Origin of the sequence: Asaia prunellae JCM 25354 (genome assembly GCF_000613885.1) — a bacterium.
Lineage (GTDB): Bacteria > Pseudomonadota > Alphaproteobacteria > Acetobacterales > Acetobacteraceae > Asaia > Asaia prunellae.
Genome location: NZ_BAJV01000001.1, coordinates 248,545 through 262,609, shown reverse-complemented (window position 1 = coordinate 262,609; position 14,065 = coordinate 248,545). Strand labels below are relative to the sequence as shown.

Annotated in this window: 15 protein-coding genes; 4 read left to right on the top strand and 11 right to left on the bottom strand. The window is 52.0% G+C overall.

The window, feature by feature from the left end:
* Positions 1-7: 7 nt before the first annotated feature.
* Both JCM25354_RS01125 and JCM25354_RS01120 read left to right on the top strand, forming a co-directional pair.
* Entirely contained in the window at positions 8-1,204 is a 1,197-nt protein-coding gene (locus JCM25354_RS01125) for an alpha-hydroxy acid oxidase (RefSeq protein ID WP_159103425.1), read from the top strand.
* Between the two features lie 113 nt (positions 1,205-1,317).
* Positions 1,318-2,274: an SIS domain-containing protein gene (locus JCM25354_RS01120; protein WP_025884647.1), complete on the top strand. Its 957-nt coding sequence runs from the start codon at positions 1,318-1,320 to the stop codon at positions 2,272-2,274.
* Positions 2,275-2,498: 224 nt separating this feature from the next.
* On the opposite strand, the gene JCM25354_RS20890 is transcribed toward JCM25354_RS01120, so the two are convergent.
* The 3 genes from JCM25354_RS20890 to JCM25354_RS01105 all read right to left on the bottom strand — a co-directional run bounded on the left by JCM25354_RS20890 (position 2,499) and on the right by JCM25354_RS01105 (position 5,177).
* Positions 2,499-3,137, bottom strand: a complete 639-nt coding sequence (locus JCM25354_RS20890) for a hypothetical protein (RefSeq protein ID WP_148301333.1) — start codon at positions 3,135-3,137, stop codon at positions 2,499-2,501.
* A gap of 452 nt (positions 3,138-3,589) precedes the next feature.
* Positions 3,590-4,225 (bottom strand): hypothetical protein, encoded by a 636-nt coding sequence (locus JCM25354_RS20885; RefSeq protein WP_148301332.1) that lies wholly within the window; start codon positions 4,223-4,225, stop codon positions 3,590-3,592.
* A 310-nt stretch (positions 4,226-4,535) separates the two neighbouring features.
* Positions 4,536-5,177 (bottom strand): hypothetical protein, encoded by a 642-nt coding sequence (locus JCM25354_RS01105; protein ID WP_148301331.1) that lies wholly within the window; start codon positions 5,175-5,177, stop codon positions 4,536-4,538.
* A 1,193-nt stretch (positions 5,178-6,370) separates the two neighbouring features.
* On the opposite strand from JCM25354_RS01105, the gene JCM25354_RS01090 reads away from it, so the two are divergent.
* Entirely contained in the window at positions 6,371-8,209 is a 1,839-nt protein-coding gene (locus JCM25354_RS01090; RefSeq protein WP_148301330.1) for a porin, read from the top strand.
* A 35-nt stretch (positions 8,210-8,244) separates the two neighbouring features.
* Here JCM25354_RS01090 and JCM25354_RS01085 read toward each other — a convergent pair whose 3' ends face one another.
* From JCM25354_RS01085 to JCM25354_RS21875, 5 genes are all read right to left on the bottom strand, one after another.
* Positions 8,245-8,811, bottom strand: a complete 567-nt coding sequence (locus JCM25354_RS01085) for a PqiC family protein (RefSeq protein WP_051537149.1) — start codon at positions 8,809-8,811, stop codon at positions 8,245-8,247.
* The gene (locus tag JCM25354_RS01080) at positions 8,808-9,770 is read right to left on the bottom strand and encodes an MlaD family protein (RefSeq protein ID WP_025884640.1); all 963 of its coding nucleotides are present in this window, start codon (positions 9,768-9,770) and stop codon (positions 8,808-8,810) included. The genes JCM25354_RS01085 and JCM25354_RS01080 overlap by 4 nt, the downstream gene beginning before the upstream one ends.
* Positions 9,767-10,537: an ABC transporter ATP-binding protein gene (locus JCM25354_RS01075; RefSeq protein WP_025884639.1), complete on the bottom strand. Its 771-nt coding sequence runs from the start codon at positions 10,535-10,537 to the stop codon at positions 9,767-9,769. The genes JCM25354_RS01080 and JCM25354_RS01075 overlap by 4 nt, the downstream gene beginning before the upstream one ends.
* A gap of 4 nt (positions 10,538-10,541) precedes the next feature.
* Complete coding sequence (locus tag JCM25354_RS01070) at positions 10,542-11,699, bottom strand: MlaE family ABC transporter permease (protein ID WP_051537153.1); 1,158 nt, start codon at positions 11,697-11,699, stop codon at positions 10,542-10,544.
* Positions 11,700-11,867: 168 nt separating this feature from the next.
* A complete protein-coding gene (locus JCM25354_RS21875) occupies positions 11,868-12,065 on the bottom strand; it encodes an energy transducer TonB family protein (RefSeq protein WP_025884637.1) in 198 nt (65 codons plus the stop codon).
* Between the two features lie 15 nt (positions 12,066-12,080).
* On the opposite strand from JCM25354_RS21875, the gene JCM25354_RS21870 reads away from it, so the two are divergent.
* Complete coding sequence (locus tag JCM25354_RS21870; protein WP_025884636.1) at positions 12,081-12,320, top strand: hypothetical protein; 240 nt, start codon at positions 12,081-12,083, stop codon at positions 12,318-12,320.
* Positions 12,321-12,588: 268 nt separating this feature from the next.
* Here the strand turns inward: JCM25354_RS21870 and JCM25354_RS21260 are convergent, their stop codons facing one another.
* From JCM25354_RS21260 to exbB, 3 genes are read right to left on the bottom strand one after another with little or no spacing between them, the layout of a single operon-like run.
* The gene (locus JCM25354_RS21260) at positions 12,589-12,762 is read right to left on the bottom strand and encodes a hypothetical protein (protein ID WP_159103424.1); all 174 of its coding nucleotides are present in this window, start codon (positions 12,760-12,762) and stop codon (positions 12,589-12,591) included.
* Positions 12,759-13,193: a TonB system transport protein ExbD gene (gene exbD, locus JCM25354_RS01050; RefSeq protein ID WP_025884635.1), complete on the bottom strand. Its 435-nt coding sequence runs from the start codon at positions 13,191-13,193 to the stop codon at positions 12,759-12,761. The genes JCM25354_RS21260 and exbD overlap by 4 nt, the downstream gene beginning before the upstream one ends.
* A gap of 2 nt (positions 13,194-13,195) precedes the next feature.
* Positions 13,196-13,948: a tonB-system energizer ExbB gene (exbB, locus tag JCM25354_RS01045; RefSeq protein ID WP_025884634.1), complete on the bottom strand. Its 753-nt coding sequence runs from the start codon at positions 13,946-13,948 to the stop codon at positions 13,196-13,198.
* Positions 13,949-14,065: the final 117 nt, after the last annotated feature.

Sequence of the window (14,065 nt, the reverse complement as noted above, 5' to 3'; positions counted from 1 at the left end):
GATGTCCATGACCGCCAGACGGCGTTTGCACGATATCTACCAGTTGAGCGATTTCGAAAAGGCCGTCAGGCGTTATCTGCCCAAGGCAGTCTACGAATACGTTCGCAACGGTGCGGGGGCCGAGCTCAGCCTGCGTCGGAATCGGGCGATATTTCAGCGCTATCTGTGGCGTCCTTATCGCTTGCGTGACGTATCTTCTCTCAACACCAGAATTACGCTTTTTGGCGAGGACTATGCGCAGCCTTTTGGTCTGGCGCCAACAGGGGGCGCCGCCATGACGCGCTTTGATGCCGATCGCATAGAGGCGGCGGCGGCGCACAGGCATAATCTGTTCTACGCACTTTCCGCCAATTCACTCACGCCGCTGGAAGAGATCATCCGTATCAACCCGCGCGCGTGGTTTGCCGCTTATCTGCCAAGCGATCTCGCTGTGATCGACGGAATGATCGACCGGGTACAGAAAGCCGGCTACCCGGTGCTGCTGATCACTTGTGATGTACCTGTCGGCGCACAGCGTATTGCCGAGACGCGTGCGGGTTATTCCATGCCCATCCGTCCTAAATGGCGCTCGACAATCGGGGCATTGCGCCATCCCGGCTGGACGTTCGGAACATTGGGTCGCACGATCCTGCGCGATCGCAACCCCAGAATTGTCAATATTCGCCCTCAGGGTGGGCCGGGCCTGTTTTCAAACGAAATTGCGGCGGTCGGAGGGGCTCCTGATTTCACATGGGATCACATCCGTCATATTCGCGCGCGATGGAATGGTAAGCTCATACTGAAAGGTATTCTGCGTCCTGAAGATGCCGAAGAGGCGGCAAAGATCGGTGTGGATGGTATTGTCGTCTCTGATCATGGCGGGCGCCTGCTTGATTCGAGCGTCGCGCCGCTCGAAGTTCTGCCTGAAATCAGAAAGGCAGCGCGGAATATGAGCGTCGTTATTGATGGCGGTTTTCGCTGTGGTGGAGATGTGCTCAAGGCAATGGCGCTTGGTGCTGACGCAGTCATGCTCGGCCGTCCCTTTCTTCAGGCCTGCGCCCTGGCTGGAGGGGCGGGGCTCGACAAGGCGGTTTCCATACTTGGTACGGAACTCAGGCGTGATCTCGCCCTGATTGGCCTTGCCGAGCTTGCTTCGCTGGATGTCTCCCTGCTCAAGGATCTGGGATCAACAGGTTTTGCCGGGAGAGCGGAAGAAAACATCTGACCGATGAGAACCTGACCTGATGAAAAGGATTATTTTAACGCCCCCTCGGAAGCGGTGGGGGCTTGTGTCATGATCGTGCAGAAAACGCTTAGTCTTACAGGAAGGTCAGGCTGATGAATGCGACAGAACGTGGAATCCGCGAACAGTTTTCGTTCTGGAGGGCGCTGACACAGCCGCACTCCACCCCCGAGAAGGGGCAGATGCATGCAATTATCGGTTGTGGTACCTCCGTCCATATTGCTGACAGTATTGCCTGTGCCCTCAACGAAGCAGGTTTTCTTTCCCGGGCCGTACCAGGAAATGAGTGGACGCGTCGCGCCTCATCCTATGTGCCATCAGGCATGAAAACCCGGCTGATGGCCCTTTCGCGCAGCGGGGAATCGACAGAGACCCTGGCAGCTGCCTCCGCCGGACGAGCCTCGGGACATGAGGTTCTTGGTGTGACCTGCGCACCGGGCAGCGCATTGACGAAGATTTCCTCGGAAGTATTCGAAGCCGAGACCCATCCTGAAGAAGGGATCGTGATGACGGCTTCAGCCAGTCTCATGCTTATGGCCGGGCTACGCTATGCAGGGATCCATATTGGCCATGACAGTATCGCAGCCGCAGCGGCCTTGCTCGAAGCGGCTGATCCTCATCTTGTGGCATTGATTCGAGGCCGCTCCCATTTTGTGTTTCTGGGCGGTGGCACGCATTATGGTGTTGCGCGTGAAGGCGCTCTGAAAATGCAGGAAATGAGCCTGAGCCAGAGTGAGGCCCATCATCCGCTGGAATATCGCCATGGCCCGATCAGTCTGATCGATGAGCGCTCTTTCGTTATCATGCTCTATCATCCTGATACCTGCGAGGAAGAGGCTCTGCTTGCCCGTGATGTAATGGAAAAAGGGGCCATCGTGCTGGGTCTTGGGGGACCGGGCACGGTCTCTCTTCCGGTCGGGGGCGATCATGGCGCGGCGCCGCTGATCTGTCTGCCTGTTCTGCAGCTTCTGGGTGAATATGTAGCCCGGGCACACGGACTGGATACGCTGGCGCCCCGCCATCTCACGAAAGTCGTAACACTCGCCAGCTGACTGGTAGCCCTCATGGGGAAAGGCGGGGATCGGAAAATTTTCCCCGCTACTCTAGCAGGCCTGATGAGAGGCTGTTCCCTGTCTTCTGCAAGAGTAAAAGAGAGTTGGTAACTGAATACTGATAAGCTCACTTTATTATACCGAACCCAGGAGGTGGGAGTGGTTACACTTACTGGTCTTGCGACCATTTGGTCTGGCGCTTGATAGATATCCTATTGCACCATTCAGAGATTTATTGTAGATCTTAAGAAATAAACATTTTTATAATGATAGATATCTCCAAAACTATCTTGTATAGAATTCAATATATTTTCCATGGTTTGCATTTTTATTTTGTTTTGGTGTTCTGAATAGTAATCGTATATAAAGACAAAGCCAGAAAAGACTCCGTTGGAGAAATGATCTTCGTCAACCACTTCAAGGTTGTTGAGATTTAATCCCACAGCAACAAGGTTTTTATCGGGACCAATAACAAATGTCCCCAGAGCTATATCGGCGCCTGATTTCGAGCTGCCTCCTAAAGTAATGTACCCATCTATAGTTGATGAAGGACCACTGTTGTGATCCTCCCATGCGTGTGCCATTGTGCGATCTAGCCGTTTATGCGTTTCTTCATCAAAATTCTTGAAAACAGCATTTCTGTAGAGATTTTCCGCGCATCTCAGTAATAATGCGGCCTGTTTGGGATTATATGTTCGATAGTCGGAAAATGATAGATCGGCGGCCCTTCCAGTCGGCAAGGTTTTTCCTTTGATAAAAGAAGGGATGTCTGAAAAATAGCAATTTCTTGCTTCTGCAGATGATTTTGACGGAAATATTATATGAGAAAACACCATAGATATGGCTATTATTGATTTTATCATAATTATTACTCCAATATATTACTTGGGTATCTATATATCTGTTATCACGGGGACCAAAGCTTTTAATATAATCCGAGGCTTCGGAAAGAATTCTATCGTCTGCGGAAGAGGTGCTGTTTGTACGTGATGTGATGAAAAACTGACCATCTTTCTGGGTCTAGAGGTGAGTACGGTCTCCTTTACGGTCAGGGGCGATCGTGGTGCAGCACCACGGATCTTCCTGCCTTCACAGCAAAAGGGTTGTCGGTAATTGAATGCCGATGAGCCCACCCTTGCATGCCGAAGCCAGGCAGTAGGAGTAATTGCCCTGTTTGATCAGGAGGAAAGTTCTGGTCTAACTGAATTACATGTTTGCTCTCACTATAGGGTTTCAGTGAGGATCGAAGATCTTCAGGTACGCTGGTTTGGCATGACATCATCACTCTTTCAGTGATATCGGATACGCTTTACAATTAAAATCTGGATCCTATAAAATACTCATTGTTCAATACATATCTATCATAAATATTTTTGTTGATAGTATCGATTATCATACTTATCTTGGATATAGTAATGGGTTTTTTATCTTCAAATGGAGTAAAATAATAAATAAATAAGAAGTTCGAGGAAAAATAATTAAGCGGCTCATTGTCGCCGACGCCATCTTTTTCATTGAAAAGAAGGCCTATCGCTACCAGTTTTTTATCTGGGCCGATAATCATCGTTCCCAGATCATTGGCGCTTCCAATCTTCGAGCTGCCTCCCAAAGCAATATACCCGTCTTTCTGAGCTGTTGCTGAAGTGTCATGTTCCTGCCAGGTAGTATTCATGGTACGATCCAGTCTCTTTCGGGACGTATCGTTGAACTGTGATAAATCTGCATTTTTATACAAAGTTTTAGCACATCTAAGTAATAATGCAGCTCCCTGAGGGTTAAGGGTCCTATAGTCGGCAAAAGACAGATCTGCAGGCTGTCCATTCGGAAGAGTTTTCCCCTCGGAAAAAGAAGGAATATCCGGAAAATAGCATTTTGTATCGTCCGCATATGTTTTAGATAGAAATATTGCATAACAAGACAATATAGATGCGATTACAAACGATTTTATCATAATTATTACTCCACTACATTTCTTAGAGTATCTATATATCTATCTATTGCTACTGGGAATAAAGCTTTTGATATAATCCGAGGTTCCGGAAGGATATCCGGACTGGATCTTATCGTCTGCAGTAGGAGTGCCTTTTGTACGTGATGTGATGGGAAAAGGAGTAATTGCCCTGTTTGATCAAGAGGCAAGTTCTGGTCTGACGGAATTGTATTGTTGCTCTCACTGTATGATGTCAGTGAAGATCGGTAATCTTCAGGCACGCTCGCTTGGCATCATCGGTTTTCCAATGTTACCAGCTAAAAGGTATATTCTATAATCGAAGACTGGACCCTAAAAAATATTTGTTCCCGAAAACAAAAGTACCATAAGTATTTTCATTTATTATATTGAGTATAGAATCCATTTCATTTATGGCAATAAACTTTTTATCTACAAAATCAGATGAATCATAAATGAATAAAAAATTCGCGTAAAAATAATTGTTTTTCTCGTTTTCGTCGATTCTATCTCTCGTGTTAAAGAGAAGACCTATCGCCACCAATTTCTTATGTGAGTCGATGATCATCGTTCCCAAATCATTGGCACCTCCAATATCCGAGTTGCCTCCCAAAGCAATATACCCATCTTTCTGAGCAGTTGCGGCTGTGTTGTGAAGCTGCCAAGTAGTATCCATGGTACGATTAAGTCTTTTTCGAGACGCATCGTTGAACTGTGACAAATCTGCGTTTTTATACAAAGTTTTAGCACAGTTCAGCAATAATGCAGCTCCTTTAGGGTTAAGAGTCCGATAGTCGGCAAAAGACAGATCTGCAGGCTGTCCATTCGGAAGGGTTTTCCCCTCGAAAAACGAAGGAATATCCGGAAAATAGCATTTCGTTTCTTCTGCATATGATTTTGACGAATAAATTAGTAAAGAAAATATTGAGAACATAACAGTAAATAATGACAACATGATCATTTATCCAAAAATTTATTTAAATCATCAATATATCGGGCGTCATCGAAGATAAAGCTTTTGATATAGTCCAGAGTCTTGGAAAGAATTTTATCTTCCAACACGCTTTTACCGCTTCAGACCCATTGGACGTAGTCGATATTGTGTTCCAAAGAAACATGGCGTTTCCCAAGCCATTTCAACGGAAGACTGTTTGTTTTTCACGGGTCTTTTCCAAATTCGTTGTACGAAAATGCACGCTTGCCGAAGGGAGGGGATTAATCACAATATCCAGGCGTACTGACCGTAATAGGGCATCGCACTTTGTGGAGTGCGGTTCGATGTCCAGATTATAGTGCTGCGCTGCCGTGCAGTCGACTGAAAACGCGATCCGCCACTTATCACCGGGAAACAAAAACAGCATCATACGAATGAGTGCAGTGTTAATATTCGTTCAAGAGATAATAGGACCTAGTCTGGGAGATATAAATAAGTTACCTCTCTTACAACAGCCCATCCATTTTAATTATAGAATATGTAATGAAATGTCCAGTATTATATCCGTTGATCTCAGGTAGGTTGAGTTTTTCTAGGTCTCCGAATATCCTCCTTGTTACTACATCTGCATCATCCTTAGAAAAGACTAGGCTATTGTTTTTGATATCATACTCAACAAAGAGATTTTTCTCCATTCCGTATTGAAAAAACTGAGGAAAATATCTATTTTTTCCTGGTTCTGTTCTCTGGATCATCATTGAATATAGGTTATCACTGGAAGTGAATTCCAATATCATATCAAACTTGTTAAATATTTATATGTTACCTGCTAAAATTTATGGACTTTACCGTATATTCGGATGCAATAGATTGTATAGTTTAACCCCTTCTCAGGAAAGGTGTTGTTTGATGTTTAATTTAAGGATGATTTTTCTACAGTGTAGAAATCCTGCTAAAATCGATAAAGATTTTGTCCGAGTCTAACGGTACTCTGAAACTAATTGGTTTTGTGAATTTGGTCTCAACGGCTTTGATGTCACCAAAATAACCTAAGATCTCACGACACAATAATCAAAGTCTGAATATCACGAAATAATGACAAAATATTTCTTATTCGTGGAAAGTTTTGTCACTAAAAATAGGAGTGACTGATTCGGGGTTTCATCTATATCTGCGCGCAGCCAGCCCCGTTCAGAGTGTTTCGAGCCTATCGCGTGCGCCATTTGACCACCCTGCTACTGCTTTGCAGTGCAACGTTTCCTGTCTCTGCCTTCGCAGCAAGCCAGTCTGACGATATCGCCGCCTTGCGACGTGAGATGCTGGAAATGCGCGCCCAGATGCAAAGCCAGATTACCGATTTGCGGCGTCAATTGTCGAAAGAGCGGACGTTGCGACGTCAGTTTGAACTGGCGCAGGCCCATTCTTCTCATGGAGAGGACGCGGGAAGTAGAATGCGCGCTCCCCGTGGTGTATTACAGGCCTCACGGCGGACAGGGCCCGAGCACTCCGGCGTTGCCATATCGAATAGAGCCCAGGCAGTAGCCCAGTCTGCTCCTGCTCCTGCGAATTCTGCCCCATCAGCCGCGTCGAAACCCGTGTCTGCTCCGCTACAGAATGCTCCGGCGACATCCGGCCCCGTTCAGCTTGCTTCGGCTCCAGTCAAAGGTGAGGGCAGGCCGTCCAACCCTCAGGTCGCTTATGATACCCATCTGATTCCACCGCCTGATCACGGTCTGAACATGTCCCTGGCTGATTTCCGACGTGCCACACGCACGGCAGAGACGGTCGATATAGGCGGGATCAGGATCGGCTTTCCGGCAGGCCGCCCGACTATTGCTTCGAGTGACGGGCTCTATGCCTTTTCGGTCGGCCTTGTCATGCATCTTGATATAGGCGGTTTCCCTTCTTCGGGTGGATCGGCGCAGGGGCAGACGGGCCGCTTCCCCAAAATGAATGAAAACGCACGTCGTCTGCGTCTGCCCCTGACATGGCGCTACGGCAATCTTCTGGCCAATCTTACTCCTGAATGGGGACGTACGGTCGATGGTACAGCGGGTCTGTACGAAGCCAATATGGTCTATAGCGGTATTCACAATTCGCAGTTTACTGTCGGCTATTATCAGCCACGTGTGACGATGCAGGATTCGGAGTCCTCAAACGGCTTTATCCTGATGGAACGTGCGTCAGTTTCGGAGGTCGTACGTCTGATTGCTGCTGGTGATACCCGGTTGAGCATCGGTGGTCGTACACATCAGAACCGCTGGTATCTCGGGGCCTATCTTACAGGCCAGACCTATGGTGATCGCACCAATGATCCGACGGTTTCCGACAGCCAGATGGGTGGGTTGTTGCGTGTTGCGGGTCGCCCGGTTGCCACCAGACACATGGATGTGCATCTGGGCATGTCATCAACCATGTCATTCAAGCGTAACCAGACATCACAGGGGCGTGTCCTTTCCCTCAGTGATCGTCCAGAGACGCGACTGACGAATGAGCGTCTGATCTCCAGCGGAACCATCGCCGATGTTGGCAAGGTATGGGCTGTCGGACCGGAACTGGCCTTTCGTTATGACCGGGCTCTGATACAGGCGGAGTATTATCATATCGGGGTTGATCGTACGGCCGACGCACGACGCAAGGGGCCCGCGCCCAATCTGGGCTTTGAGGGATATTACGTAGCAGGAAGCTACACGCTTTTTGGTCAGCCGCGCCGTTACAGCCCCAAGGATGCGGCCTTTTCTGCACCGGCTCCGAAAGAGGATTTTGATCTCTGGAACAATCAGTGGGGCGCCCTGGAACTGGTTGGACGCTGGAGCGTGATGGATTTTGACAGCAACATCCTGAAGGATATTCCGGCTGCGATAACCGGCGGGGTACGCGGCGGCGTTCAGACTGTCTGGTCAGGGGGGCTGAACTGGTACATCAACCGGCATTATCGCATTCAGCTGCAATACAGCCATATCAATGCAACCCGTTCGCAGACGGCTGGCAGCGTGAATACCAGAGGGCGCTCGATCAATGCGATAGGCAGCCGTATCCAGGCGGCTTTCTAAGAGAGCTTGTCGCGGGATAAACCCCGCGACTGTTTTCAGCGTGGCGGAAGACTGGTGGCAATCTTGTCGGCAAGCCGCTCGAAGAGCTGTTGCAACAGGGCTGCCTTGGCTGCGTCATCTGCAACACTTCCCTGCACACTGACGGTTGCATGTCCCTGCAGAGGAGGGCTGGTTTCGTCGCGCGGCAACTCGCTCCATGATGCCAGAAGGGTTGCCTGTCCTTCCTTGAGCAGATCCAGGCGCTCGATCGTAATTCCAAGGCGCGCATCAGGTGTGTCGATTGGCGGATAGGCTGTCACCATTTTCTGGGGCCAGTTCTGCGACAGGCGGGCGACAATCAGGTCTGTCGCGGATTGCGACAGGCGACTTGCCCAGCGTCCGTTACTGCTGCGAACAAGGCGGCTGCCATCACGCACAAGGATATCCTGTGTGTCGAGATAGTCGGGCAGGGAGAGGCGTGGCACATAGATGACGGGGGCATTTTTCTGCGGCAGCGTCATGTCGCTCGCTTTGGGCGCAATGGTGTAGAACTGGACCGGTGCCGAGGCGCAGGCCGAAAGCAGTCCCAGGGCAAGCGCAGAGAGAAGAGGGCGCATGTTCATTGGCGGCGTCCTGTCAGCAGAAGTTGCGGATTCCGTTCGACATCATTGGCAAAGCCGCGCAGTGCAGCCGCGGCTGCAGCGATGTCACGAAGACTGGCATCCAGATTGGCGCGATCAATCGAACGGCGCGAGGTGATGCTTTGCAGATCGATCATGGTCTTGTTGGCATTTGACATGGTTTCACGGCTGGTAAGCAGCAATGAGTGCAGCTCCTGGCCGCGAGATGAAAGCTGCTCAGTTCCTGCGGCAACAAGGCGATCGACGCTTCGTAACGTGGTCAGCAGTTGCGGTTGCAGTGTTGCGATCATGTCATGGGCTGCATCCACCGTGGCACGGCTGTGATCAGAGGTTTCCTGCAGGCTCTCTGCAAGAGCGGGTAGCCGCTGATCAAGTGTTTCGGCGAGATGATGGACAAGAGCGAGTGTAGCCGCCGCATCATCGCCGATCTGACGCAGGGGCATATGGGTAAATGTGTCTGTAATGGCCTGGATCGAGGATTTCTGCGTCGGGATTTCGGTTTCGTCGGTCAGTTCCGGATGCAGGATCGCGGGCGTGCCCGGGAAGATATCCAGATCGATCTGGGAGGTGCCGGTGACAAAGCTCTTCAGGTTGATTTCCCCTCGCAATCCATGTGCCACCATTTCAGTCAGGCCTGGCATATGGCCGTGCTTCTCTCCGGCAATCATGATGCCGTTTTTCTTGAGTGTGACATAGACCGGAATAAACGCTTCGCGCGTTTTGGGCTCGTATGCGATGGCAATGCGATCAACGGCGCCTACCTGCACACCGCGAAAATTGACAGGGGCGCCAACAGATAAGCCGTTTGTCGAGCCTCGAAAAATCAGGACGGCCCGGTCTGTATGTGTAAAAGGATGAAAATTGCCGAAAAAGACGAAGGCGGCGACCATAAGGGCCATCCCTCCGAGAACGAACGCACCGACAAGCGCTGATCTGTTCATGATGCGTTTCCTTCTTCGTTGCGTTGCCTGTTCATGAAGGCATGGACCTGTGGGTCGGTGCTGTGATCGCGCAGATCGCGTGGTGAACCGAAGGCGATCGGACGTTTGCTTATGGCATCAAGAAAGATGCCGTCATCAGCAATGCTGAACAGGCTGGGAAGCTCGTGACTGACGATGACGATTGTCGCTCCGAGTCCGTCGCGCAGATTCAGGATCAGATCATCGAGACGTGCTGAGGTGATGGGGTCCAGACCGGCCGAGGGTTCGTCGAAAAACAGGATATCCGGATCTAGGGCAAGCGCACGGGCCAGTCCTGCACGTTTGCGCATGCCACCGCTGATTTCGGCAGGTGTCAGATCAATGGCATCAAGCAGGCCAACCAGAGCCAGTTTGAGTTCGACCAGACGTCTGATGGCGCGTGGGTCAAGACTGGTAAACATCTGGAGCGGTAAGGCAACGTTGTCGCCGACTGTCATCGAGCTCCAGAGTGCTCCGCTCTGAAACAGAACGCCAAAACGGTGATTGATTTCCGTACGCTGTGCCTCGCTTGCCGCCCAGTAGTCCTGGGTACCCACATGAAACTGGCCGGAGCTGGGACGGAGCAGACCAATCATGCTCTTGAGCAGCGTCGATTTGCCGCAGCCCGATCCGCCCATGACAGCGAAAATGCTGCCGCGTTTGACTGAAAGGGAAATATTGGACTGGATCACCTTTGGCCCGAAGGCCAGGGTAACATCCTGCATGGTCATGACGGGATCTTCTGCCATTGGATCAGATCCCCACGCTATTGGCGATGACGGCAAAAAGCGCATCGAGTGCAATAATACCGACAATACCGATCACTACAGCATGGGTTGCGGCAATTCCCACGTCAGCAGCGGATCGCCCGGCCTTCAGGCCAATGCGACAGCTCGTTAACCCGATAAAGGCGCCGAAAACAATACTTTTCAGGAAACCGAAGATGAACTGGCCGACCCCGAAGGCGATGATCGTTTGGTGAAAATAGCCGAGGCTCGTGATATCGAGCATCGAGATGGCGACAAAATAGCCGCCAAGCATGCCAATCAGACAGCCATAAAGATACAGGAATGGCATGGTAAAAACGAGTGAGAGCACCGCGGGCAAGATGAGATAGGACGAAACCGAGATGCCGAAAACTTTTAGCGCATCGATTTCCTCATTGCCCTGCATGGTTGAGATGCGCGCTGCATAAGCGCCGCCAGTACGACCTGCCATAATGATGGCAGTCATGACAGCGGCCAGCTCACGCACCGTCGCAATGCCAACGAGGCTGGCTACATAAATGCCAGCGGAAAATTTCTGCAGCTGTACCGCACCTACGAAGGCCAGAATGGCTCCCACCAGAAAATTGACGACCCCGACGATCAGAAGTGCAGAGGGACCCGCGTTGAAAAGATCACTGAGAAGATCGTTGCGTCTGAGGCTGGCCTTGCCGAAAAGAGAGCGATAAGCGGCAATGGCCGTGCGTCCGGCGAGTGTGGCTACCGTGCCGACTTCGGCCAGAATAGCAATTGATCTGACACCAACGGCATCGAGAAAAGGCAACCTCGCTGTACGGGCTGGAGCTATCGGGGCTTCCTGGTCCGGCAACAGATCCAGCAATTGCTGCATGGGATGAGACAGGGCTCCGGTATCGAAAACGATGTCCGCCTTATCGCAGAACCGCCTTACATCCCAGAGAAACGCAATAAATCCGGTATCCCAGCTCGACAGTTTTGTTATGTCGCATTTCAGGGTCGATCCCGGATCGGCTTCGCGGCCCGAAAATTCCGGCAGGGCAGAGTTATGGCTGACCCAAGAGCCGTAAAGGACGAGGCAGGAAATATTTTCTTGCGTGACGATATGCCAGCCCGGCGATTCATCAGATATCGCTGCGCCGTGAGGAACCGGGGGCTTTGTCAGGGCCATAAAGATATCTTTGTGTATAATACCGTCATGCCGCGGCATTCTGATGACAAGCCCCGCCTCTGGCAAGAATGCCTGTCGGTATAATCAGGTCCGGGTGGTAAACTGTGATCGCCTTTGCAGGCATGTGATCACAGACAGGGCTGCCTGAACCCTTTGCCGGGGGCGGGCTTAGTGCCCGTCGAGATAGAACTCGACCGGAACAGTAAGGGTAAGCGTTGAACCCGGGATCGTCTCGGGAGGCTCGGGCAATGGCTCGGCGCGACGGATCAGAGCCAGGGTTTCCTCGTCGAGTAACGCATAGCCTGTCGGACGCACGAGAGAAGCGGCGAGCACATGTCCCTTGCGATCCATGGTGAAGCGCAGCATGGGTACGCCTTCCTGATGCTCGGTCTGGGCCTGGGCGGGGTAGCGTTTGAAGCGCTCAAGCGGGCCAGTATCCTGCCCTGCCAGCTTTCCTTGGCCTGGGAGGCTTCGCGTGACGATGGGGCTCCTTTTGCGTTCGTGGCTGATACGGTTGAAGGGGGAGCGTCGGATGGAGGGGGAGCCGCATCGGTCGTGGATTGTGTCGGTACTGGCGGCGGTAAATGCCTGGGCACCGGCGGCGATGGCGCGACTTTGTGATGCACAGGTCTGATCTTGATCTTCTCCGGCACAGGGACAGGGGGCAGGGGCGCTGGTGACGGAGGCGCCATTACCTCAGGTGGTTTTTCGGGAACCGGCGGCTCAGGAGTCGTGATTTGCGGCGGGCCAGGTGGGCGTTCCTGAGGGGGGGCAGGGACACTGGCCGGTTCGGGAGCAAGATCGATCGCAATCGCGGCAGGGGGCGGTGAAAAAGGGGGAGGTGTATGGCCCGGAAGCGTTATAACCAGCCCGATCGCCAATACAGTGATCACTGTAATGCCGGCAGCGGCGCAGCACCGTAACGTCGCCCGAGACGGGCTTCATGTTGCAGATGCGTCTGATAGACCTGCCGGAAAGGCAGAACGCCCACCGAGTCATGTGCACGGAGTTGGGGGCGGTGAGCAGGCAGAGGCATTGTGTTGCGCAGATCGCGGGCGGTCACTGTTCCTCACCCTCCTCCTGACCCTGCAGATTGACCAGCGCAACTTTCAGAAAACCGGATTTGCGCAAAAGATCCATGGTTTTCATCAGTGTTGCGTAATCGACTGTCTTGTCGGCACGCAGAAAGATACGTTCGTCCTTGTGGCCATTGGTCTGCGTCATCAATCTGACTGGCAGCTCTTCGTTGCTGACATCGTCTTCACCCAGAGCAAGGCTGTGATCAGCCTTCACGGTAACAAAAACCGGGTTGTTCGGGCGCGGTGCAGGCTTTTGCGTCGAAGAAGGCAGATCGACCGGCACATTCACTGTACTGAGGGGCGCTGTCACCATGAAGATGACCAGCAGGACGAGCATGACGTCAATCAGGGGGGTAACGTTCAGTTCGTGGGCGTCGAGTGCGGTATCATCCGCATGGCGCATGCGTAGGGCCATGGTTAGCGCCCGACCTGCTCTGCGCGGGCTGTAGCAAAAGGCAGAACCCGTGCACTACCGTTCTGCACATGGAGGCGGCTCAGATCGCGCGAGACCAGGCGCAGGATCAGCGCGGTCAGATCGCCTACCTGCGCTTTGCAGCCGAGACACTGGCGGGAGAGGTAATTATAGATGACGACGGCCGGAATGGCTGCCACAAGTCCAATCGCTGTTGCAAGCAGAGCCTCGGCAATGCCAGGCGCCACGACAGCAAGGCTTGTTGCCTTGGTGGCCGCAATACCTGTGAAAGAGGTCATGATACCCCAGACCGTACCAAAAAGGCCGATAAAAGGTGCTGTAGCGCCAATAGTGGCCAGAATGCCGGTACCGCGCATCAGACGTCGGCCTTCAGCTGATTCAAGACGTTCGAGATGCAGCATGATGCGCTCTTTCAACCCCTCACGGTCTTCGAGAACATCGGCCGACCGTATCCACTCATTCGACGCCGCCGTCAGGAGTGCCTTGACGATGCCGATATCAGGGCAGAGCTGGTGTGCGGTATCAAGCGAGCCGGCGTCTTCAACAGCCATTTCGGTTCTGGCCAGCGCCGTTCTCACGCGGATCATCTCGACTGTCTTGGCTGCGAAGACCACCCAGCTGACAATGCAGGCAACGATCAGCAGCAGCATGACGCACCGCACGACAGGACCGGCACCAAGGAACATTTCCCATGGTGTAAACGGGAGTGAGGCGAGATCGCCGGCTGGCGTAGCCATGGGGGCTCTCCTGATATTGCGGCTGCCCGTTGAAAGGGCGCATCGGTTCTTGTTACGGGCTGTAACCCTGTGGCTCTTATGTGTTAATCAGATTCATTCTCAATTACAAGAATTCGA